The organism is Stenotrophomonas maltophilia group sp. RNC7 (assembly GCF_030910085.1).
GTDB lineage: Bacteria > Pseudomonadota > Gammaproteobacteria > Xanthomonadales > Xanthomonadaceae > Stenotrophomonas > Stenotrophomonas sepilia.
The window spans coordinates 87,685-110,897 of sequence record NZ_JAVFVN010000648.1; the positions used below are offsets into that span (position 1 = coordinate 87,685).

Below are 23,213 nucleotides of genomic sequence, written 5' to 3' on the forward strand. Positions count from 1 at the left end.
CTATCGGGGAATGGCGGCCACTTTATTCATCGCCCCAGCGGCGATAAATTGGCCCCATCGCAAAACATCTGTTCCCCGGAGAGCCAAATGAGCCGCAAGTTCGACTACCTGGGCGATGTGGAGGTGTTCCTGGCGGTGGTCGAGCACGGCTCGTTCACCGCCGGCGCGGTGGCGCTGTCCACCACGCCCTCGGTGCTGAGCCGCGCGGTCACCCGCCTGGAAGCGCGGCTGGGCCGGCAGCTGCTGCAGCGGACCACCCGCCGCGTGGGCCTGACCGACGCCGGGCGGCTGTATCTGGAGCAGGTGCGCACCGCCTTCGGCCTGCTGGACGACGCCGAGCGCGACGTACTGGCCCAGGATGGTGCGCTGGCCGGCCGCGTGCGCCTGAGCGTGCCCACCACCTATGGCCACTATCGGCTGCCGCCCGTGCTGGCGCGCTTTGCGCAGCAGTACCCGCAGGTGCAGGTGGAACTGAACATCACCAACCGCAACGTGGACCTGGTGGCCGAAGGCTTCGACCTGGCCATCCGCCTGGGCCAGCTGCCGGACAGCGGGCTTGTGGGGCGAAAGCTGGAAGACGCGCCGCTGCTGTTGGTGGCTGCGCCGGACTACCTGCGGCGCCGCGGCACGCCGCAGACGCTGGACGATCTGCAGCAGCACCTGTGCCTGCCCTTCGTGATGCCGCGCACCGGGCGGCTGGCGCCCTGGATCTTCCGCGACGACGGGCGCGACGTGGACTGGCTGCCGCGCTCGTCCATCGAGACTTCCGACGATGTGCTGGGCGTAGTGTCGCTGGCCGAACAGGGCATTGGTATCTGCCAGAGCTATGAATTCATCGTGCGCGAGCGGTTGCAGCGTGGGCAGCTGGTGGAAGTGCTGCCGCAGTTGCGCGGGCGGTCGCGGCCGTTCTCGGTGATCTATGCGCCGCATCGGCGGCAGTCGGCGGCGGCGCGGGCGATGATTGAGTTGCTGGTGGAGAATGCGGCTGAGACTGGCGTTGGTTGAAGCCGGGGTTCGTTAACGGTGTCGGGATTGAACCGTTTTTCGGGGTGTGCGGTTGATCGGGCGCCGTTGCTTGGCGAGGCGAACTAAGAACTGTTGCAAAGAAGGCCGTCGCGCTATTCGCTTGTGGCATGGGCGATTGCGCCACTTTGAATCGCAATTGGCAGAGCAGCTGCGCGAATGCGTCTGCTTGCGTCGCGTGCTGCACGAAAGGTGCGTGCAACAATAGTTCTTCGCTCTCGGATTCCGCGATTCCTTCGCGAACTTCTATTGGCATTCGAAGCGGCCGCGTAAACACCATGGCGTGCCACCGGAAAAGGGTGGCAACGGGTCTGCAAACCCGTGATGAGAGATGCACCTGTAGTTTGCGCTTGCCCGTCGGCACCGTCCTTAAACGGTGCCGGCGGGCAATCCGTCGGCCTTTCTGGCGGGCGGTGCGTGGGGGCCCTCGGGCCCACCGGTCTATGGTGCTATTTCATCCCGGTTTGCAGCCACGCATCGTCCGCCACCCTTCGCGGTGGCGCTGTTAAGCACAGCCACGGAAGCCGACGCCATGAACGAATCCGACACCTTCTCCTCGTACACCGTTGTTGAACCCATCAACGACGACACCCCCTGCCCGACCTGAACTACCTCCTCGGCATCCTCAAGCGCATGCGCGGCTGCGAGGGGGCAGATGGGCACCCTTGGCCAGAAACCGATGTGTCACCTGGCCGGCGTGTGAGCCTGGCAAGGACCGAGCGCGCAATGGTGGGAGCGCTGACGGTGCTGGAACTGCTGCATGCGGCGGATCGCTGCAGGGTGGCTGCGGACCCGGAGCGACATCTGGATGAGGGAGTTGTGGATGGCCTGTTCTTGGCTTGCCGGGGGCTGGTTGAGTGGGCTTGTCATGAGGTTAGGCCGGAGTGCCTTCCATAATCTGTCGCAAATTCAAACGGGCGCCCTCCGCCCGCACGTTCAATCAACCCTATTCAATCATCATCGATCTGGCGCACCAGACCACGTCGCTTAGGGAAACGGGTGCGCTTGGCATCCATGCGGCGATGCCAGCGTCTTCCCCTGACCGTATTAATCTTCAGGCGACGTCCACACATACTTTCACACCGCACTCCAAAATCCTAGATCCGGAGCCCGGCCTTTCGGCTGCGATGTGCGGTTGGCACAAGTATCCCGGCTGACCCTGTTGCCACCGCCTTTCCTCGCGACCGGCCGTCCCGTGGCCGGGGACGCCTTGCTGTCTGGAGGTACCTGAAAGCCACTTGCGCAACAGTCACCACCCGAGTACGCCGCCAGATCCTCAATACAGGCCCACGTAGCGAACTCCGCTCCTACCGCAGATCATGCGCATGCCGCCGGCACCCATGAGCCCTGCCCCGCGAGCGACATTCCCATAAGGGAAAGACTACATGTATCCTTAGATTACTGGCTGTCATACTTTTCAGGGACTGAAATGCGAATTGAGAAAGTCAAGGTTGAAGGTTTCCGACTTCTTCAGAACGTCGAGATCATGCTGGAAGAGAATTCGACCGTGGTAGTCGGGCGCAACAACAGCGGAAAGACCTCCCTTACCGACGTCTTTGATCGATTCATCGGGCAAAGCGGGCCTCGATTTCGGCTAGAAGACTTTTCGGCTGCTTCGCGGGCAAAATTCTTCAAAGCAAGAGCATTGAGGGAGAGTGGAGCAAAGCCAGAAGAAGTGCTCGCGGCGTTTCCGACAATTGCACTCACCCTGACATTCGCATACGACATCGTCGATCCGAATCTGGGTCCACTTGCTCCATTTGTCATCGACTTGGATATCACGTCTACCAAGGCACTGGTCCGAGTAGAGTACAAGCCGACATTGGCAACACTCCATACGCTTCTCGATGTTGCCGCGCCTGCAGAGGGCGTAGAGCAAAACACCCATTTCCTCAGGTCATTGCGCGACACGATCCCTAAGTCATATTCCGTATACGTCAGCGCCATCGACCCGACGGATTCAACCAATCGTCGTGATTTTGAGGGAAGCTCTGCACTATCGGCGCTTGTCCAATGCGATTTCGTTCGAGCACAGCGCACTCTTGATCATGCTGGCCATGGCGACGCCGATGTGATCGGAAAATTGCTGAGTACGCTTTTCAAGACGGCTACGGCCCCAACAGCCTCAGCCGCCGACCAACAACTGGCAGCGAAGCTGAAGACTTCTGTGGAAGAGATCGAGCGCGGCGTTCAAGGGGACTTTGACGCCATGCTGAAGAAGCTTCTTCCGACGATGGAAGCTCTGGGCTTTCCGAGTCTCAATGACACCGAGCTGAAGCCAGAAACATCGCTCAACGTTGAGGCACTCCTTTCCGACCACACAAGGGTGGTATACGCAGGCGCAGACGGCGTTCACCTACCAGAGGGCTACAACGGACTCGGAACGCGAAACCTCATTTATATGCTCTTGCAGTTAGAGAGCTACCACAAAATTTATCGCGCAAAGCCAACCCGCCCTGTCACGCACCTGATCTTCATCGAAGAACCAGAAGCTCATCTGCATCCTCAGATGCAGGAAGTTTTCATCAACCAACTGAACGCCGCAATCAAAAGACTTTCCGCCAATTACCCCGATGAGCCCGGATGGAAAGTGCAGTTTGTGATCACGACACACTCACCACACGTTGCAAATGCAGCCTCATTCGAGGCCGTGCGGTATTTCTTGAACGAGCTGCCTACGACGCCGAATGCGCGGCAGACGAAGATCAAGGATTTCAAGAAAGGGATGGCAAACATATCCCGTGATGATCAGGATTTCCTCCATCAGTACATGACATTGACCAAGTGTGACCTCTACTTTGCTGACAAGGCAATCATGGTAGAGGGGGCTACTGAGCGACTTCTGATGCCACGGCTGTGCGATCTCGTGGACAAGTCATTGGACGACAAACACAAGCTGGCCAGACAGTACATCACCTGCGTTGAGGTGGGTGGGGCGTACTCTCATATCTTTTACCCATTGCTCGACTTCCTTGAACTCAAGACGCTGGTTGTCACCGATTTGGATTCCACCAAGCCGGTTGAGAAGGAGAACAAGAAGGGAAAAATGATCACAACCTGGGAGAAATGCCCCGTAGCTGAAGGTCAGCGCACTTCAAATGCCGCAATCAAGGATTGGTTCCGCCCGACCAGTACAGAGGTTGGGGACGGCTGGCAGATATCACCGGCCCAGTTGCTTGCAAAGTCTGAAGAAGAAAAGATTAGCGCCTACCGGCGCATCGCGTATCAAATTCCAGAGGACCCCAAAGCTGCCGCCTGCGCGCGGAGCTATGAGGACGCGCTCGTGCTGGCCAACCCGGATCGATTCGAATGGCCCAAAGAGCAAGACGAGGCCACCGAAGCATGGGAAATCGCCAAGGGACTCGCGAAAGCAGATACCGCATTGCGATTCGCGATTCGCGAAAAGGAGTGGAAGGTGCCGCGATACATCGAGGAGGGTCTCGCTTGGCTTTCCGAGCCGCCACCACCGCCAGCACAAGTCCCAGAAGTGCAGAACGCCGCGGTGATCGTATGACAGGTCAAGTCGAAAATCCCGCACTTGAGGCAGCGAAACAAGCGCAGCTGAAAATCGACGAAGCCCTTGACGCGGGCCGTAGCTTTAGGCTTGAGGCCGGTGCGGGCGCAGGGAAGACATATTCTTTGGTTGCAGCCCTACAGCGGCTGATCCAAGAGCGCGGACCCGCTCTCGTTCAATCCGGACAAAAAGTTGCCTGCATCACCTTCACTGAAGTGGCGCGAAACGAGATCGCACAGAAAATTGAGGATCATCCCGCCATTCTCGTCGACACCATCCATGGGTTCTCCTGGGCATTTTTGCGCCAGTTTCAGAAGGCATTAAGAGATGCCCTGGCGGGGATGGAGGAGCGAAGGGAGAAGATCGAGCAAGGCGGCGGCGTCGGTACAAAACCGGTGGACTACGACTTGGGTTTCTTTGGGGTTGATGAAGACAAGATAACGCTGAGCCATGACGACATCCCGGAGCTGATGGCAAAACTCTTATACCAAGAGAAATTCAGGCGAATCTTAGGGCAGAAATTTCCTGTAATTTTTATCGATGAATACCAAGATACGCATCGCCAGTTCATGAATTCGATAACGGAGAATTACCTTAAGCCCGCCGCCGGCCCGCTTATTGGACTCTTCGGAGATCACTGGCAAACCATTTATCGAAGCGAGTACGAGCTGGCGCAGTATCCAATCGAAGAGATCGCCAAAGGCTCGAACTTCCGATCTGCGCCAGCCATCGTGAACGTACTCAACAGGCTGCGCCCTGAACTACAGCAGGCGGAGCATGACCCGGAAGCAAAGGGCGAAGCCCGGTTCTTTCACACGAATTCCTACCGAGGTGAGCGAACAAGTGACAGACATTCTAAAGAGGACCTGCCACCACAATTGGCGCGAGAAACCCGAGAGGCTCTGACGCGGCGCCTTCGGAACGAAGGGTGGGATATGAGTAAAACAAAGGTACTTATGCTCACTCACAATGTCTTGGCAGCGGAGCAAGGCTATCCAAATATCGCAGAGATCTTTAGCGGGCGCACCGACCTTTTCGCAAAAAAGGAAGACCCAACGATCAAGTTCTTCGCTGAAGTTGTTGAGCCGATGTGCGCTTCTTACGCCTGTTCGCGCTATGGAGAAATGTTCAAGATACTTGGCTCGGGTCCAGCGATTACCAGACATGAAGACAAGGAAAATTGGCGTCGGGATATGGATGCTCTTCAGATGCTACGGACGGAAGGCACGATCGGCCAAGTTATCGATTGTTTGCAATCAACCAAGCGGCCGCCCATCCCCGACCGCGTCCTGCGGCGTGAAGAAGAACTTAGGCACTTGGATGGCGCCCCGATTCCCGAGGAGTCGTCGGTGCTCCAACGGCACAGCAAGCTGCGCGACGTTCCATATCGTGAAGTCATCGAGGTAGTCAAATTCATTGAGAAGCAAACCTCATTCGCAACCCAACATAGCGTCAAGGGCGCTGAGTTCGAGAACGTTCTTGTCGTACTGGGTGGCGGCTGGAATCACTACAACTGGCCGCAGCTTCTTGAATTGATTCATACTAAAGCGTTAAATGCCAAGAACAGCAAAGGCTTTTACCGCGCCCGCAATCTCTTTTACGTATCCATATCCCGACCCATGACACGTCTCGCTGTACTTGCGACCCAATCCATTCCCCCCCGCGCGCTCGAAGCAGCCAGTCATCTGTTCGGGGCTGTTAACGTTGAAGAGCTTAAGGTGGGGACGTGAGGCACGCTCGGGTTTGTAGAGGGACTGCATCTTGCGAACATTTGATTGGTCTTCAGCTTTCTCCATCGGCTTAAGGGAGTGCTAGCATAATAATTGGGAGCTTTTGAATGCTATATCCAGCTTGGTGCGACGTAAATATCCAGGACCAGAACAACAAGCAGCTGTGGAGACTATCCGAGCGAGATGGAGGAAGAGCTGCCATCGAAGCTACACTCACTACTCGGATCCGATCTCACTACGACAATCTGGACGCGATAGCTGAGGACGTCCGTGAGCTGGGATATCCAGGCGCGGCGGCAATTTTGGCTGAGCGCATGCCGCGCTCCCCGCGCGCACGTTCAGGAGAGCTTGGCGAGATCCTCGCGACCGAGTTGGTCGAAGAACATCTTGAGTTCGAGGTCCCGGTCCGTCGCCTTCGATACAAGGATGGTAGAGAGATGGCGCTGCGTGGCGATGACTTCGTCGGTCTAAAGCTCGATGCTCAACAAACTCTGCACTTCTTGAAAGGCGAATCGAAGAGTCGCGCAAACCTCGCCAATGCCACCATTTCGGAGGCACGAGAAGCGCTATCCAGAGACGATGGGAGACCTACAGCTACATCTCTCCTCTTCGTCGCGGATCGACTCATGGAGGGCGAAGGCGAACGCCGGCAGATGGGCAGACTGATTCGCAACGAAGTCTCCAGTCGAGCCGCGCCTCCGGGGCGGACTAGTCATATGCTGTTTACCTTGTCCGGCAATGCCACGCCTCAGGCGCTACTCGACGATCTTGCGGCGGCGGATCTGGTTCGTCCCCATCTTTCTGCGCACCTGCGCATAGAAGACCATCAGGCATTCATCCAAGCCTGCTACGAGAGGGCCCTGGCGCTTGGAAACGACTGAAGAACTTACTGCATTCTTGCGCGACATCACGCAGGACGGATATCGAGGCCGCCTCCAGGCCCGGGGTCAAGCTAGGGCCCTGATTCGCCATGAAGGAAACTTGCCACCCGACGCTCCCGCTTTCAGCGAAGAGATCGATTCCGATCTTGCGGACTATGGCCTCTCAGTACTACGCGCTTCCTTAGCGCTGCGCGAACTTGGAGGCGATGCAGAAACTTGGCGAAAGGGCTTCCTGCAGGCGGCCGGAGCCTTTGAGGCCTTAGTTCAGAACGGATCGCCGGCCGACGCATCTCGAGGGTTCTACCGGACGGCAGGGGCTGCTTCTTATCACTTGGCCAACTACTCTGCGCTGGCATTTTCGCTTCTGACACAAGCTCAGGCCGATCAGAACCGTTCGCCCGTGGAGGATGCGCTCACGCTTCTCATCGTGCGCGATCTTCAAGGTCTGGGCCAGCGTGCGAGGGCGTGGCTTAGCAGCCCAGCTAACCGCGATGAGGGAATCGCCAGGGAAGCGGCCGAGGGAGCGCTTGACCCCGACGGGATCGTCTCGCGTGTGGCGACGTCGACAATGTTCAGAGCGTTGGTGTTCTTTGAGTTTGCTCTGCAAACCGGCCAAGAGTCCCTAGTCGTAGAAGCTCGAAACCTGCTGAGGCGGTCGATTTCGTTGACCAAAGCGGCAAGCGCGGTGTCACTCTGGTGGATTCTTCGGATCACTGCGAACCTGATCGATGATCTTTGGTCAAGCAGTCTGCACAAGGTTCTTCCCTCCGAAGGCCCACCAGGCTCGCGAGACTACGCGCAGCTCCGGAAGCTTTTTGTGGCCGAGTTGTACAGCAGGAAGTCCTCTGAGGTCGAACTGTGGCCTTCTCAACTGCAGGCGGCACAACGAGCCGTCGACGTGTCCGACGACCTAGTGGTGGCTCTCCCCACAAGCGCCGGCAAGACGCGGATTGCAGAGATCGCCGCATTGATGGCTCTGGCGTGTGGTCGACGCGTTTTGATCGTCACACCACTCAGAGCATTGTCGGCTCAGACCGAACGTTCCTTCCGCAAGACGTTCACACCTCTTGGATTTTCCGTCTCGTCACTGTATGGAAGCAGCGGCATAGCGGGAACTGACGAGGATGCGCTGCGGGAACAGAGCATCGTCATAGCGACCCCAGAGAAGTTGGACTTTGCTTTGCGGAACGACACAGACATCATCAATGACGTCGGCTTGATCGTGCTAGATGAAGGTCATCTGATCGGCCCAAGCGAACGCGAGATCCGCTACGAGAATCTGGTGCAGCGGTTACTGCGGCGCACGGACCACGGCGAGCGCCGGATTGTTTGTCTTTCGGCAATTCTGCCGGCGGGCGATCAACTCAACGATCTAACTGCGTGGATTCGCAGTGACACACCTGGCGATCCGATCCAGTCTAGTTGGCGCCCCACACGCCAGCGCTTCGGCACCCTATCTTGGATCGGAAATTCCGCTCGGCTGGGCTTTGACCTTGAGCCTGATGGCCCGTTCATTCGACACTTTGTGCCAGAAGCTCCGCCTATTCGGCCTCGTCGGAAAGCGTTTCCCAAGGACAACAAGGAACTGACGCTCGCAGCCGCGTGGAGGTTCTCTGAGCAAGGCAAACGAGCTCTTGTCTTTTGTACCCAGCGAGATCATGTTGAAGGATTTGCGAAGACTGCCCTAGATCTGCAGCGACGGGGCTTTCTGCCGTCCCTGCTTGCCATTGCCAAGGAGGTTGAACGTGCGATGGCCGTAGGCAGGGAGTGGTTAGGCGCTGAACATCCGGCAGTACGCTGTCTGGCCATCGGTGTTGCGATTCATCATGGGCGTCTTCCTGGCCCCTTCTTGCGGGAAGTGGAGGGACTGCTTGCCGCCGGCGTCTTACGCGTTACCGTGGCATCGCCCACCTTGGCGCAAGGTTTGAACCTCAATGCGGCGGTGCTCCTGATCCCGAGTTTGTACAGGGCGGGCACCCTGATCACGGGTGAGGAATTTGCCAACGTCGCAGGTCGCGCTGGTCGCGCGTTCGTGGATCTCGAAGGGCTCGTGATCCACGTCATGCATCAACCGGACAATTGGCGCCACCAGCAATGGAGGCAGTTGGTCACGTCGGCGAAGGCCCGGTCACTCTCTAGCGGCATCATTGTCGTGGTCAACGAGGTCGTGCGGCGCCTCGCCACGTCGGGTGTGTTTTCGCGTGAGGATGCCATGGAGTACCTGTCTAGCACGCGAGATGCTTGGTTTCCGGAAGCAGCTGATGGCGAGCTGGAGTCAGACTCAATGGAGAGCCTTATTGAGCGGTTGGATGCAACCGTCCTCGGGCTCATTGAAGCGCTTGACGCGCAAAGCGCGGATCTACCAAGGCTGATCGACGAAGCCCTTTCGGGCTCACTTTGGGCGAGGCAAATCGCCCGTCTTGGCGCCGTCGAGAAGCAGAATCAATTGTGGATTCTCCTCAGCAGAGCACGACTCATTTGGAACAAGACAACGGTCGAGCAACGGAAAGGGCAGTTCGCGATGGGCGTGGGACTGGAATCGGGCCTCGCAATCGATGCATTGGCTGCCGAGCTGACTCAGCTTCTTGACCGTGGCGATGAGGCCGCTCTCGCCAGCGACGCAGATGCCCTCATCGCTGCACTTGTCGGAATGGGAGAACGGCTTCTTGCCATCCGCCCCTTTGTGCCAGATGACCCGCTGCCGGCGAACTGGAGAGACTTGCTGGCCACTTGGGTGCATGGTCAGGATGTAGCGGCCATCGGCCAAGAGGCGATGCGAATTGTGGACGATGCATTTGTCTATCGCCTGGTCTGGGCGATTGAAGCGCTCCGGATGAATCGGCGCATCAATGGAGGCGAGTCAGAACTGCCCGTAGAAGGAGCCGCTGCCGCGTGCCTGGAAGCTGGACTACCATCCAACGCCATGGCCATGCTTGTTCGAGCCGGACTGCCCTCACGGGTTGCCGCCAAGACAGTCGTAGAGCAGCTCGCGCCCGGGTTCACGAATCGCGCAGAAATGAAAGCCTGGCTACGATCGGCAGAAGTGGCAGCCTTCGACCATGCTCCTGAATGGCCCACGATTGAGACGCACGCAATCTGGCAGCAATTTCGACGCGACGCACTTTCAAGCGTGGACGGCAAGTGGACGTCACAGGAGTGGACCATGCAATGGTCGACAGACTCGGCAGTGCCTCTGCGCGTCGAAGTTGACCCTCAAAGTGGGCAAGTCTCGATCACGACGCCTGACTTTTCTCAGCTCACCACGATCAACCAGAGGCTTCGGACTGAAGCTCCAAGCCTATTTGAAGTCGCAGCGCTGCGGGACGGCACAAATGTCAGCATACGCCGCATTGGTCGAGGCGAGGCCCACTGGGTGGAAGAAGGGGAGTGAGCTGACGCGGATGTAAAGACGAGCTCATCTACTTTGCAGTAGATCTTTCAGCTGCTTCTAGGCAAGAGCTGGCAAAGACCTTCTGGGTCATAAAGGTCGAGGCCGGGAGATATGCTCCGGTCCTCGATCCTTGCCGTCAGTTCCAAAGCCGACCAATTCCGCTGACCGGCGATATTTATCGATAGCCGCCATGACGCGTTGACTCATAGATCAACGCGCGGCGTCGCACTCTCAATAGCTCAATATAGTCCTCAATGGACTTATTTCACTCCCATTCAATAGTCGCCGGCGGCTTCCCCGAGATGTCATAAACAACCCGCGACACCCCCCGCAACTCATTGATGATCCGGTTGCTCACCGTCCCCAGGAACTCATACGGCAGATGCGCCCAATGCGCCGTCATGAAATCAATCGTCTCCACGGCCCTTAGCGCAATCACCCACTCATAAGCGCGCGCATCGCCCACCACGCCCACCGACTTCACCGGCAGGAACACGGCAAACGCCTGGCTGGTCTTGTCGTACAGATCCGCCTTGCGCAGCTCATCAATGAAGATGGCATCGGCCTTGGCCAGCAGCTCGGCGTACTCGCGCTTCACTTCGCCCAGGATACGCACGCCCAGGCCCGGGCCCGGGAACGGGTGACGGTAGACCATGGTGCGCGGCAGGCCCAGCTCCACGCCCAGGCGGCGCACTTCGTCCTTGAACAGCTCGCGCAGCGGCTCCACCAGGCCCAGCTTCATGTGCTCCGGCAGGCCGCCCACGTTGTGGTGGCTCTTGATCACATGCGCCTTGCCAGTCTTGCTGCCGGCCGACTCGATCACGTCCGGGTAGATGGTGCCCTGCGCCAGCCACTTGGCGTTCTTCAGCTTGTTCGACTCTTCGTCGAAGATCTCAACGAACAGGTTGCCGATGATCTTGCGCTTGGCTTCTGGGTCGCTCACGCCTTCCAGCGCGGCGAAGTAGCGGTCGGCGGCATTCACGCGCACCACCTTCACGCCCATGTGCTCGGCGAACATCGCCATCACCTGGTCGCCTTCCTGCCAGCGCAGCAGGCCGGTATCCACGAACACGCAGGTCAGCTTTTCGCCGATGGCCTTGTGCAGCAGCGCAGCCACCACGGACGAATCGACGCCGCCGGACAGGCCCAGGATCACTTCGTCATCGCCCACCTGCTCGCGCACGCGGGCGATCTGGTCGTCGATGATGTTGGCGGCGGTCCACAGGGTCTGGCAGCCGCACACATCCACCACGAAGCGGCGCAACAGCGCCTGGCCCTGCAGGGTGTGGGTCACTTCCGGGTGGAACTGCACGCCGTACCAGCGCTTTTCTTCGTTGGCCATGGCGGCCACCGGAATGCGGTCGGTGGTGGCGGTGATGGTGAAGCCCGGCGGCGCAACGGAGACGTGGTCGCCGTGGCTCATCCAGACATTCAGCTTCGGCTCGCCGCCGTGGTCGCTCAGGCCCTTGAACAGCGCATCGGGGTTGATCACGTTCACTTCGGCGTGGCCGAATTCGCGCTGGTCAGCGGCTTCGGTAGCGCCACCCAGCTGCGCGGCCAAGGTCTGCATGCCGTAGCAGATGCCGAAGATCGGCAGGCCGCTGTCGAACACTTCCTGCGGCGCGGCCGGCGCACCCGGCAGCGTGGTCGATTCCGGGCCACCGGAAAGGATGATGCCCTTGGCGCCAAACGCGGCGATCTCGGCCGGGTTGTGGTCCCACGCCCAGATTTCGCAGTAGACGCCCAGCTCGCGGATGCGGCGGGCGATCAGCTGCGTGTACTGCGCGCCGAAATCGAGGATGAGGATCTTGTCGTTATGGATGTTGGTCATGGTGCCGTTCCAGTGGTGTTTTTCGCAGCGCCCGGCGCTTCAAGGCTCTGCGTCAGCGTGGCGATGAACGCCTCGCGTTGTTGAATATGTGAGGGGTCTTCCTCGTCCCAGCGCAGCATCAGCAGGCCGTGCGGTGCGTCGGGGTTGGCGCGGTCGGCGCGCGGCAGCTCGGCGATTTCCTGCACTTCGGTGCCGGGCACGATGCGCCGTTGCAGCGCAGCCATCGAGACGCCCGAATCCGTAGCGCCCCAGGACGCCCAGCGCACGCTCATCCGCGCGGGCTCCAGCGCGCCAAGTACCGGCGTCAGCACCGGATCATCCGGCCCGTGCAGCAGCTCGGTAATGCATTGCAGGATGACCTGCAGCGGGCGCTCGCCGGTACCTTTCAGCAGCCAGCGCTGTTCGCCTGCGGGCTGCACCTGCCAGCCCTTCGGCAGCGAGAACGCGTTCTGGCAGGCCTGCACGTCCTGCAATTGCGAAACCGCCGCGCCCGGAGACCCGGAGCGCGGCGGCGGTTCGGACAACGAACAGCCTGCCATCAGCAGGCTGCCCGTAATCGCAAGAGCAGTTCGCAAGCGCATCAGGCGCGGTAGTTCGGCGGCTCTTTGGTGATCGTCACGTCGTGGACGTGGCTCTCACGCTGGCCGGCGCCGCTGATCTTCACGAACTTGGGCTTGCTGCGCATGTCTTCGATGGTGGCGCAACCCACGTAGCCCATGGTGGCGCGCAGGCCGCCCATCAGCTGGTGGATGATGCCGCCCACCGGGCCGCGGTACGGCACGCGGCCTTCGATGCCTTCCGGCACCAGCTTGTCGGCGGTGGCGGCGTCCTGGAAGTAGCGGTCCTTCGACCCCTTCTCCATGGCAGCCAGCGAACCCATGCCGCGGTAGCTCTTGTACGAACGGCCCTGGTACAGCTCGGTCTCGCCCGGCGATTCCTCGGTACCGGCCAGCAGGCCGCCGACCATGATGGTCGAGGCACCGGCGGCCAGCGCCTTGCCGATGTCGCCCGAGTAGCGGATGCCACCGTCGGCGATCAGCGGGATGCGGTCCTGCAGGGCTTCGGCCACCAGGTCGATGGCGGTCACCTGCGGCACGCCGACGCCGGCGACGACGCGGGTGGTGCAGATCGAGCCCGGACCGATGCCGACCTTGACCGCGTCCGCGCCGCTGTCCAGCAGCGCCAGTGCGGCTTCGCCGGTGCAGATGTTGCCACCGATGACCTGCACGTTCGGGAAGTTCTTCTTGACCCAGCTGACGCGGTCCAGCACGCCCTGCGAGTGGCCGTGCGCGGTATCAACCACGATCACGTCCACGCCGGCGGCGACCAGCGCTTCCACGCGGCGGTCGGTATCGCCACCCACGCCGACGGCAGCGCCGACCAGCAGGCGGGTCGACAGATCCTTGGCAGCGTTCGGGAAGTCGGTGTTCTTCTGGATGTCCTTGACGGTGATCAGGCCACGCAGCTCGAACGAATCATTGACCACCAGCACCTTTTCGATGCGGTTGCGGTGCAGCAGCTGCAGCACTTCGTCAGACGCGGCGCCTTCCTTGACCGTGATCAGGCGATCCTTCTTGGTCATGATGTGGCGGACCGGATCGTCCAGCTCGGTCTCGAAGCGCATGTCGCGGTGGGTCACGATGCCGGCCAGCAGGCCGTCGCTGCCCACCACCGGCACGCCGGAGATGTTGTGCGCCTGGGTCAGGGCCAGCACGTCGCGGATGGTGGTTTCCGGGCCGACGGTGATCGGGTCGCGGATGACACCGGCCTCGAACTTCTTGACCTTGGCCACTTCCGCGGCCTGCTGTTCCAGGCTGAGATTCTTGTGGATGATGCCCATGCCGCCGAGCTGGGCCATGGCGATGGCCAGGCGGGCTTCGGTGACGGTATCCATGGCTGCGGACAGGATCGGAAGCTTCAGCTTCAGGTCTCGGGTCAACCGCGTTTCGAGGTTGACGTCCTTGGGCAGGATGGTCGAGTGGGCGGGGACGAGCGAGACGTCGTCGTAAGTGAGTGCTTCAGCCTGGATGCGCAGCATCGGCATACCCGAGATGTGGGGAAGCGCGACATTTTACCCCTTTTCAGGGGCCAAGAACAGCATTTTTGGTAGCCAGAATTGGAACTTCGCGCGACACAGTGTCGCACCCGCTCACCTGTAGAGCCGAGCCCACGCTCGGCTGCTTTCCGCCAGACCGCGATGAGCCGAGCATAGGCTCGGCTCTACAGCAGGCCCAAGGCCCGGTGCCGCCTTTGGTAGGTGCCAACAGCAGGTCAGCTCAGCGCTTCCGCCGCTTCCAGGGTGTTCTGCATCAGCGTGGCCACGGTCATCGGGCCCACACCACCCGGCACCGGGGTGATCCAGCTGGCCCGCTGGGCAGCCGCTTCAAACCCTACGTCGCCCACCAGGCGGCCGTCATCCAAGCGATTGATACCCACATCGATCACCACCGCGCCCGGCTTCACCCACTCGCCCGGCACGATGCCCGGGCGGCCGACCGCCACCACCAGGATGTCGGCGTTGCGCACGGCCTGTTCCAGCACGTCCTTGGGGGTGAACTTGTGGCAGCTGGTCACGGTGCACCCGGCGATCAGCAGTTCCAGGCCCATCGGACGGCCGACGTGGTTGCTCACGCCCACGATGGTGGCGTTGCGGCCGCGCACCGGCTGGTCGGTGTGGCCCAGCAGCGTGGTGATGCCGCGCGGGGTACACGGGCGCAGGCCGAACTCGCGCAGGGCCAGGTGGCCGACGTTTTCCGGGTGGAAACCGTCCACGTCCTTGCGCGGGTCGATGCGCTGGATCAGCCGGCGCGCGTCGGGGATCCCCGGCAGCGGCAGCTGGATCAGGATGCCGTGGATCTTCGGGTCGGCGTTGAGCTGGTCGATCAGGTCAAGCAGCTCGGCTTCGGTGGTACCGGCCGGCAGATCGTAATCATGTGCTTCGATGCCGACCTTCTCGGCGGCACGGCGCTTGTTGCGCACGTACACCGTCGAGGCCGGGTCGCCACCGACCAGCACCACGGCCAGGCCCGGGCGGCTGCCACCGGCGGCCACGCGGGCGTCGACGCGCACCTTCAGGCTGTCGAGCAGGTCCTCGGCGATGCGGCGGCCATCAAGGATGCGGGCAGGATGCTGGGGGGCGGAATCGGTCATCGGAGGCAGGCGTGGGGCGGCGGGGACGCTATTGTCCCCGATTCAGGCCCCCTCGCCCACCGCCACGGTACCAATCCCACCCGCCCTTGTAGAGCCGAGCCTACGCTCGGCTCACGCGCGCAGCGCGGCTTTTTCGCAACCTGACCGAAGAGCAGCCGAGCATGGGCTCGGCTCTACAACCGTCCGGCCCGCCCTTGTAGAGCCAAGCCTACGCTCGGCTCACGCGCGCAGCGCGGCTTTATCGCAACCTGACCGAAGAGCAGCCGAGCATGGGCTCGGCTCTACAACCGACCGACCCGCCCTTGTAGAGCCGAGCCTACGCTCGGCTCACGCGCGCAGCGGGGGGTACATCGCAATTTGGCCGAAGAGCAGCCGAGCATGGGCTCGGCTCTACTCTTCCTCTTCCGGCACATCCTGCGGGTTCAACGTCTTGCTTGCCCGCTTCGGCGCGGTGAACGGCGTCGGCGTCGGCACGCCCTGGCCGGCGTTGCCAAACACCATCTTGGCGCCGGCATTCAGACCACCACCAGCAATTTCCAACTCGAAACGCTCGGCATCGCGGCGGCGGATCTGCTCGGCAATCTCCACCGCGTCATCCTCATCCGCACCCAGTTCCACCAGCGCGGCCTGGCCAAACAGCACCGCCGATTCAAACGTCTCGCGGATCTGGAAATCGACACCGGCATGGATCAACCGCAGCGAATGCTCGCGGTCGAACGAGCGCACCATCAGCTTGGCCTGTGGGAACTCGTGCGACACCAGTTCGACGATGCGGTCGGCGGCCTCGGCCTTGTCCACGCACACCGCAATCGCACGTGCGGTGGCCGCGCCCGAAGCATGCAGCACATCCAACCGCGTGCCGTCGCCGTAATAGATCTTGAAACCGAAGCGCGCCGCGCTCTGGATCATCTCCACATCGTTGTCGATGATGGTCACGTCCACGTCGCGCGCCAGCAGCGACTGGCTGGCGACCTGGCCGAAGCGACCGAAGCCGATCAGCAGCACGCTGCCGGACAGGCCGTCGGCCTCGTCCACGCCGTCCATGTTCACCGTCGGCTTCGGCGCGATGCGCTTGTAGACCAGCACCACCAGCGGGGTCAGCGCCATCGACAGCACTACCATGGCGGTGAAGTTGGCATTGATCTCCAGGTTGATCACGCCGGCCGATGCCGCGGCGGAGAACAGCACGAAGGCGAACTCGCCGCCCTGCGCCATCAGCACGCCGCGGTCCAGCGCCTGCGCGTGGTCGCTGCCCATGACGCGCGCGACCACGTAGATGCACAGCGCCTTGGCCGCCATCAACGCCAGCACCAGGCCGAGGATCAGCTGCCAGTTGCCAGCTACCACGCCCAGGTCCAGTGCCATGCCCACGCTGAGGAAGAACAGGCCCAGCAGGATGCCGCGGAACGGTTCGATGTCCGCTTCGATCTGGTGGCGGAAGGTCGATTCGCTCAGCAGCACGCCGGCCAGGAACGCGCCCATCGCCATCGACAGGCCGGACAGCTGCATCAGCAGCGCCGCGCCCAGCACCACCAGCAGCGCGGCGGCGGTCATCACCTCGCGCGCCTTCGATTCGGCCAGTACGCGGAACAACGGGTTGAGCAGGAAGCGGCCGACCAGCACCAGGCCGACGATGGCACCGACGCCGATGGCCACCGACAGCCAGCGCGAACCCTCGCCATCGGCACTGCCCGCGCTCGGCGCCATCCACGCCACCAGCGCCAGCAACGGCACGATCAGCAGGTCTTCGAACAGCAGGATGGAGACGATCTTCTGCCCCGACGGCAGCGCGATGTCACCGCGCTCGGCCAGCAGCTGCATCACCACCGCAGTGGAGGTGAGCACGAAGCCGGTGGCGCCGATGAAGGCCACCTGCCACGGCAGGCCGAACAGCTTGGCGATGCTGGTCAGCACCAGCGCACAGGTGACGATCTGCAGCGTGCCCAGCCCGAAGATCTCCTTACGCAGGCTCCACAGGTGCGAGGGCCGCATTTCCAGGCCGATCACGAACAGGAACATGACCACGCCGAGTTCGGCGGTATGCAGGATGGCCTGCGGGTCGGAGAACCAGCCCAGCCCGAACGGTCCGATCGCCAGGCCAGCGGCGAAGTAGCCCAGCACCGAGCCCAGGCCGGCCCGGCGGAACAAAGGCACCATCACCACCGCCGCGCCCAGCAGGGCGACGACCTTGACCAGCTCGCTGGTCGCTGCTTCTACCGCCATGCGGTGTGTTCCCCAAGATCCAGAATCGGGTTCAACAATAGAGCAATGCCGATGACGGCAATAGCACGCATGTTGCGCCGGATTGTCTTGAAGGTGGAACGATGGCGGGGCCCGCCCCAGCATCATCCCGAAACCATGCACATGCTTGGGTGGGCGCCATGACCTGTAGAGCCGAGCCTACGCTCGGCTGCTCTTCGTGCCGAGGCCAGAAGCAGCCGAGCATGGGCTCGGCTCTACAGTAGATCCACGCCATGCGTGGATGACGCACAGCCGCCGCGCCCCGGTAGATCCACGCCATGCGTGGATGGATCCCCGGCCAGCCTCACCCCCCCCGGCAGAACGCGGCGTAATCGATATACCCCGGGAATGGCACACCCGGCGCACATACCGGGCACTGCGGGTCCGGGCGGATGCCGGTCTCGCGGAAGCGCATGCCCACCGCATCGAAGCGCAGCAGGCGCCCCACCAGCGGCTCGCCAATACCCAGCAGCAGCTTCAGCACCTCGGTGGCCTGCAGCACGCCGGCCAGGCCAGGCAGCACGCCCAGCACACCGGCCTCGGAACAGTTCGGCGCGAACTCCGGCGGCGGTGGCTCCGGGAACAGGCAGCGGTAGCACGGCGCCACGCCACGCTGGCGGCCAGCGTCAAACACGCTTACCTGGCCGTCAAAGCGCTCGATGGCGGCATAGACCAGGGGCTTGGCGTGCTTGATGCAGGCGTCGTTGAGCAGGTAGCGCAGCGGGAAGTTGTCCGAGCCGTCCAGCACCACGTCCACGCCGTCCAGCAATGCATCCACGTTCTCAGAGGTCACCCGCTCCGGCACCGCCTCGACCTCGATGGAGGGATTCAGCGCCAGCAGGCGCTCGCGAGCGGAATCGACCTTGAGCTGGCCGACGCTGGCTTCGGTATGCACGATCTGCCGGTGCAGGTTGCTGCGCTCCACGCGGTCGTGGTCGGCAAAGCGCAGGTGCCCTACCCCGGCGGCGGCCAGATAGAAGCCGGCTGGCGCACCCAGGCCGCCCGCGCCCAGCACCAGCACGCGTGATTGCTGCAGCCGGCGCTGGCCGGCCTCGCCGACCTGTGGCAGCAGCAGATGCCGCGAATAGCGATCAAAGAAATCGCGGTCGGCGGCGCTGGCCAGCGGCTGCACCAAGGGCAGCGACTGCTCGCGCCAGGCCACGGTACCGCCCGTCACGGAAGCGACGTTTGTGTAGCCGGCCTCCAGCAGGAACTGCACGGCATCGGCCGAGCGCTTGCCGCTCTGGCAGATCAGCAGGATCTCCTGGTCGCGCTGCGGCAGATGCGCGGCCGGGTCGGCCTGCAGCTCGCCCTTGGCCACGCCGCGCGCGCCCTCGGCCATGCCGCCGGCCCGTTCGTGCGCCTCGCGCACATCGATCAGCACGGCGCCGTGGGCCAGGCGCTCGCGCGCCTGCGCGGGGGAAAGCTCTTGGATGCTCATGGCCGCATTATCGCGCAGACGCCTTCGCCGCGCCTTGCCCCGAACATGGCACCATGCGGGCGTTGCCCCCTGCATCCCGGAACCGCTGCATGCGTGATGCCACCGAATTCTGGCGTGACCCGCGCATGCCCTTCGTCGAAAGCCGACGGGCGTGCGACAGCCGCGCCTGCCACCGCCCGCACAGCCATGACACCTTCTCGATCGGCGCCGTGGACGCCGGCAGCAGCCTGTTCACCGGTGCTGCGGAAGGACCGCGCCTGCTGCAGCCCGGCAGCCTGGTCGGCGTGCCCGCAGGCCGCGTGCACGCCTGCAACCCCCTGCCCGGCCAGGTCTGGAGCTACCAGATGCTGCATCTGGACGCGCGCTGGATGGCCGAGGTCCGCGCCGAGTATGACGACCTGCCCGAACCCGACTGGCAGCAGGAACCGATCCGGATTTCCAACCATCGCCCGCGCTACCAGCAGTACTGCCAGCTCAACCAGACGCTGTTCTCCGACGATCCGGTCAGCGTCAAGGAAGCTGCCCTGATCGCGTTCGTCGGCGATCTGGATGAACACGATGGTGTAGCCGTGGCTGGCCCGCCTGAAGATGCCGCATTACAGCAGCGGCTGCAGCCGGTGATGGACGTTCTGCGCCAGCGGCTCGAACACACCCCGGCCCTGCAGGAGCTGGCATCGCTGGCAGGCATGAGCCGCTACCAGCTGATCCGCGCCTTCCGGCGTGCCACGGGCCTGACCCCGCACGCCTGGCAGATCGACCAGCGCATCCAGGAGGCCCGGCGGCGGCTGTGCGAAGGGCAGGCACTGGCCGTGGTCGCCCATGCATTGGGGTTCGCCGACCAGAGCCATTTCCAGCGGGTCTTCAAGGCCCACGCCGGTGCGACCCCGGGCCAGTACCGGCGCTGAGCCTGCAATAACGTTCAATACCATCGCGCGGCGCATCCCCACACTGGCGCCCCCGCCAGCCGCCGCCGGACCCGATGGAACAGTTCCTGGTCATCGCCACCGTACATTTTCTCGCCCTGCTCTCACCCGGCCCCGACTTCTTCCTTGTTGCGCGCACTGCGATCACCTCTGGCTGGCGCACCGCCAGTGGCGCCTGCGCAGGCATCGCCCTCGGCAATGGCGTCTTCATCGTGGCCGCCTTCACTGGAATGGCCATGCTGCGCGCAGGTAGCGCAGGGTTCATTGCGGTGCAGTTGGCGGGCTGCGGGTTCCTGCTGTACCTCGGCACGCTGTTCCTGCGCCATGCGGGTTCGACGACGCTGCAGGCATCTGACGCTGCCGCCGGATCGCGAGCGGACGGTGCCCACGGATGGTGGAAGGCGGCAGGGCTGGGCGCCCTGTCTGCGCTGCTGAACCCGAAGAATGCGCTGTTCTACGCAACGTTGGCGGCAATGCTCAACGGCCCGCAGGCCAGCACCGCAACGAAGTTCTTCTATGGCGCGTGGATGTTCGGCATCGTCCTGCTATGGGATCTGCTGGTAGCCGCGCTGGTCGGCCACCCGTGGGTGCTGGGCCGATTCGCACGCGCCCTGCCTTGGCTGGAGCGCGCCGCAGGGCTCCTGATGATTGCGCTGGCGCTATGGATCGTCGTGTCGCTGTGGGTGGGCTGATACCGGCGATTCGCGCCTGTCGCAATAGCGTTCAATACGGCGCGTCCGCACCAGCCCACACTCGGCACTTTCTGTAGGTCGGTGGCAGGTTTACGTGCAGCAGTTCTTCATCGTCGCGGTGCTGTACGGCTTCGCCATGCTCCTGCCTGCTTCCAATCACGCGAAGATCCTGCGCACCGCAATGGGCGCGGGCGGGCACGCCGCCATGGCCGCGTCGTTCGGTATCGCCATCGGTACGGGCGTCATCTGCGCCATGGCTTTCGTTGCAGCGGCCATGCTGGGAAACCGCGGCCTGTGGACGCTGGCGATGCAGTGCACGGGCTGCCTCCTGCTGTTGCGCCTGGCGGGCATGTGCCTGCGCGATGCCGGGCTGACCACCCTCTCTCCGCTTTCCCTGCAGATACCCTGGGGCCTGAGGGCCCGCTCCCGTTGGCCGCACGCCGAGGCTGGATGCCTGTTGGCGCTCGCCAGCACCAGCAACTGGATGCTGCAGTTCGCGGTGGCTGCCCTGCTTTCCGGCCTCGTTGCCGACACTGGCACCAAGGCCGCTTACGTGGCCGGCCTGAGCGGCGTCGCGCTGTCGCTCGGCCTGCTGATGGCATGGCTCGGCAGCCATCTGCGCTGGGCACGGAGGTATTGCCGACTCCTTCCGTGGCTGGAGCATGCCGCAGGCCTGGTGACCGGGGCGGTGTCGGTGGCGTACCTGGCAGGAGCATTGGGTACCACCCTGGTCTGGGCAAGCATCACGGGGCAGGCGCGGCTGCCGGAATCGATGATGGCCGCACCCCGCAGCATCCCATGCGCCTTGCCACATTGCCGCGCACGTCGCGGCGGTCGCCCAGATCGAGATCTGTAGAGCCGAGCCCATGCTCGGCTGACGCACGCAGCGCGCCTCGTCAATCCGCGAAAAGCAGCCGAGCATGGGCTCGGCTCTACAGACCGGTTCGCCGCAACGAAAAAGGCGGCCCTGCGGCCGCCTTCCCGTGAATCACTTGCCCTTGACGTGCTTCATCAAGCGCCGCTTGGCCTTGACCTGCCGCTCGGTGAGGACGTTCTTCTTGCCCTCGTACGGGTTGGTCCCCTCGCGGAAGATGAAGCTCACCGGCGTGCCGATCAGCTTGAAGCGCTTGCGGAAGAAGTTCTCCAGGTAGCGCTTGTACGACTCCTGCAGCTCCTTCAGGCGGGTGCCGTGCACGATGAAGGTCGGCGGGTTGGAACCGGCCGGGTGCACGTAGCGCAGCTTGGAGACATGGCCGCGGATGGTCGGCGGCGGGTTGGTCTCGTAGGCCACTTCCAGCGCCTTGTTCACTTCGCTGGTGGTGAAGGTCTTGTTCGCCGATTCGTGCGCACGATGCACCGCGCGGAACAGCTCGCGCAGGCCCGAGCCGTGCTTGGCCGAGATGCGCACCGATTCGGCCCACGGCACGAAGCCCAGCTTCAGCGACAGCATGGTTTCGGCCTGCTCGCGCTGGTACTCGGTCAGGCCATCCCACTTGTTGATGGCGATCACCAGCGCGCGGCCGGCGTCGAGCACCGCACCGAGCACGGTGGCGTCCTGGTCGGTCACGCCTTCGGTGGCGTCCAGCATCAGCACGGCCACCTGGCACTGTTCGATCGACTGCATGGTCTTGACCACCGAGAACTTCTCGACGACCTCGTCCACGCGCGAACGACGGCGCAGGCCGGCGGTGTCGATCAGGCGGTACTCACGGCCGTCGCGCTCCAGGTCCACCGCGATCGAGTCGCGGGTGGTACCCGGCACGTCGGAGGCGATCATGCGCTCCTCGCCGAGGATGCGATTGACCAGGGTCGACTTGCCCACGTTCGGGCGGCCGACGAAGGCGATGCGGATGCGGTTCGGGTCGTTGTCCAGCTCTTCGCCGCTGCCTTCTTCCGGCAGGCGCTGGATCACTTCGTCCAGCAGGTCGTCCAGGCCCTGGCGATGCGCGGCCGAGACGGTCAGCATCTCGCCGAAGCCGTAACGGGCGAACTCGGAACGCACGCTGTCCTCGTCGGTGCCGTCGATCTTGTTGATCAGCAGCAGCGTCGGGCGCGACAGCTTGCGCAGCCAGGCCAGGATCTCGTCGTCGAGCGCCGAGGTGCCCTCGCGCGCGTCGACGACGAACAGGATCAGGTCGGCTTCGGCCGCGGCCGCACGGGCCTGGCGCGTGGTGGCGCCGGCCAGGCCTTCGTCTTCCCCGGCGATACCGCCGGTATCCACGACGAGGAAATGGTTGTCCTCGTCGAGGCGGCAGACACCGTAGTTGCGGTCGCGGGTGACGCCAGGCTGGTCATGGACCAGCGCGTCACGGGTGCGCGTAAGCGCATTGAAAATAGTCGACTTGCCGACATTCGGCCGTCCAACCAGGGCGACCAGAGGCAGCATCGCGATTACT

General features: G+C 62.8%; 15 protein-coding genes and 1 pseudogene. 9 read left to right on the top strand and 7 right to left on the bottom strand.

Features of this window, described 5'->3' with window-relative positions; all coding sequences use genetic code 11:
* The first annotated feature begins 87 nt into the window (after positions 1-87).
* The 6 genes and pseudogenes from RCF13_RS13255 to RCF13_RS13280 all read left to right on the top strand — a co-directional run bounded on the left by RCF13_RS13255 (position 88) and on the right by RCF13_RS13280 (position 10,539).
* Positions 88-1,005: a LysR family transcriptional regulator gene (locus RCF13_RS13255; RefSeq protein WP_231352684.1), complete on the top strand. Its 918-nt coding sequence runs from the start codon at positions 88-90 to the stop codon at positions 1,003-1,005.
* A gap of 550 nt (positions 1,006-1,555) precedes the next feature.
* Positions 1,556-1,920, top strand: a pseudogene (locus RCF13_RS13260) (hypothetical protein).
* A 532-nt stretch (positions 1,921-2,452) separates the two neighbouring features.
* The gene (locus RCF13_RS13265) at positions 2,453-4,537 is read left to right on the top strand and encodes an ATP-dependent endonuclease (RefSeq protein ID WP_134968440.1); all 2,085 of its coding nucleotides are present in this window, start codon (positions 2,453-2,455) and stop codon (positions 4,535-4,537) included.
* Positions 4,534-6,267 carry a UvrD-helicase domain-containing protein gene (locus RCF13_RS13270; RefSeq protein ID WP_134968439.1) on the top strand — a complete coding sequence of 578 codons (1,734 nt, stop codon included), beginning with the start codon at positions 4,534-4,536 and terminating at the stop codon, positions 6,265-6,267. Before RCF13_RS13265 ends, RCF13_RS13270 begins: the two co-directional genes overlap by 4 nt.
* A 314-nt stretch (positions 6,268-6,581) precedes the next feature.
* The gene (locus tag RCF13_RS13275) at positions 6,582-7,148 is read left to right on the top strand and encodes a Hachiman antiphage defense system protein HamA (protein ID WP_181357877.1); all 567 of its coding nucleotides are present in this window, start codon (positions 6,582-6,584) and stop codon (positions 7,146-7,148) included.
* On the top strand, positions 7,135-10,539 hold the full coding sequence (locus RCF13_RS13280) for a DEAD/DEAH box helicase (protein WP_134968437.1): 3,405 nt from the start codon (positions 7,135-7,137) through the stop codon (positions 10,537-10,539). Before RCF13_RS13275 ends, RCF13_RS13280 begins: the two co-directional genes overlap by 14 nt.
* A 265-nt stretch (positions 10,540-10,804) precedes the next feature.
* Here the strand turns inward: RCF13_RS13280 and guaA are convergent, their stop codons facing one another.
* From guaA to moeB, 6 genes are all read right to left on the bottom strand, one after another.
* The gene (guaA, locus tag RCF13_RS13285) at positions 10,805-12,370 is read right to left on the bottom strand and encodes a glutamine-hydrolyzing GMP synthase (protein WP_005413109.1); all 1,566 of its coding nucleotides are present in this window, start codon (positions 12,368-12,370) and stop codon (positions 10,805-10,807) included.
* Positions 12,367-12,843: a hypothetical protein gene (locus tag RCF13_RS13290; RefSeq protein WP_181357878.1), complete on the bottom strand. Its 477-nt coding sequence runs from the start codon at positions 12,841-12,843 to the stop codon at positions 12,367-12,369. Before RCF13_RS13290 ends, guaA begins: the two co-directional genes overlap by 4 nt.
* 107 nt (positions 12,844-12,950) lie before the next feature.
* On the bottom strand, positions 12,951-14,408 hold the full coding sequence (guaB, locus tag RCF13_RS13295; RefSeq protein ID WP_005409308.1) for an IMP dehydrogenase: 1,458 nt from the start codon (positions 14,406-14,408) through the stop codon (positions 12,951-12,953).
* Between the two features lie 233 nt (positions 14,409-14,641).
* Positions 14,642-15,520 carry a bifunctional methylenetetrahydrofolate dehydrogenase/methenyltetrahydrofolate cyclohydrolase FolD gene (gene folD / locus RCF13_RS13300; RefSeq protein WP_231352682.1) on the bottom strand — a complete coding sequence of 293 codons (879 nt, stop codon included), beginning with the start codon at positions 15,518-15,520 and terminating at the stop codon, positions 14,642-14,644.
* A gap of 390 nt (positions 15,521-15,910) precedes the next feature.
* Positions 15,911-17,743, bottom strand: a complete 1,833-nt coding sequence (locus RCF13_RS13305) for a monovalent cation:proton antiporter-2 (CPA2) family protein (protein WP_134968435.1) — start codon at positions 17,741-17,743, stop codon at positions 15,911-15,913.
* 322 nt (positions 17,744-18,065) lie between these two features.
* The gene (gene moeB, locus RCF13_RS13310) at positions 18,066-19,202 is read right to left on the bottom strand and encodes a molybdopterin-synthase adenylyltransferase MoeB (protein ID WP_231352681.1); all 1,137 of its coding nucleotides are present in this window, start codon (positions 19,200-19,202) and stop codon (positions 18,066-18,068) included.
* An 89-nt stretch (positions 19,203-19,291) separates the two neighbouring features.
* Between moeB and RCF13_RS13315 the strand changes: the two genes are divergently transcribed.
* The 3 genes from RCF13_RS13315 (at position 19,292) to RCF13_RS13325 (ending at position 21,673) form a co-directional block, all read left to right on the top strand.
* Positions 19,292-20,107 (top strand): AraC family transcriptional regulator, encoded by an 816-nt coding sequence (locus tag RCF13_RS13315; protein ID WP_134968434.1) that lies wholly within the window; start codon positions 19,292-19,294, stop codon positions 20,105-20,107.
* Positions 20,108-20,181: 74 nt separating this feature from the next.
* Complete coding sequence (locus RCF13_RS13320) at positions 20,182-20,817, top strand: LysE family translocator (protein ID WP_100448379.1); 636 nt, start codon at positions 20,182-20,184, stop codon at positions 20,815-20,817.
* Between the two features lie 94 nt (positions 20,818-20,911).
* Positions 20,912-21,673: a lysine transporter LysE gene (locus tag RCF13_RS13325; RefSeq protein ID WP_134968433.1), complete on the top strand. Its 762-nt coding sequence runs from the start codon at positions 20,912-20,914 to the stop codon at positions 21,671-21,673.
* Positions 21,674-21,805: 132 nt separating this feature from the next.
* On the opposite strand, the gene der is transcribed toward RCF13_RS13325, so the two are convergent.
* On the bottom strand, positions 21,806-23,203 hold the full coding sequence (gene der, locus RCF13_RS13330; protein WP_005413118.1) for a ribosome biogenesis GTPase Der: 1,398 nt from the start codon (positions 23,201-23,203) through the stop codon (positions 21,806-21,808).
* Positions 23,204-23,213: the final 10 nt, after the last annotated feature.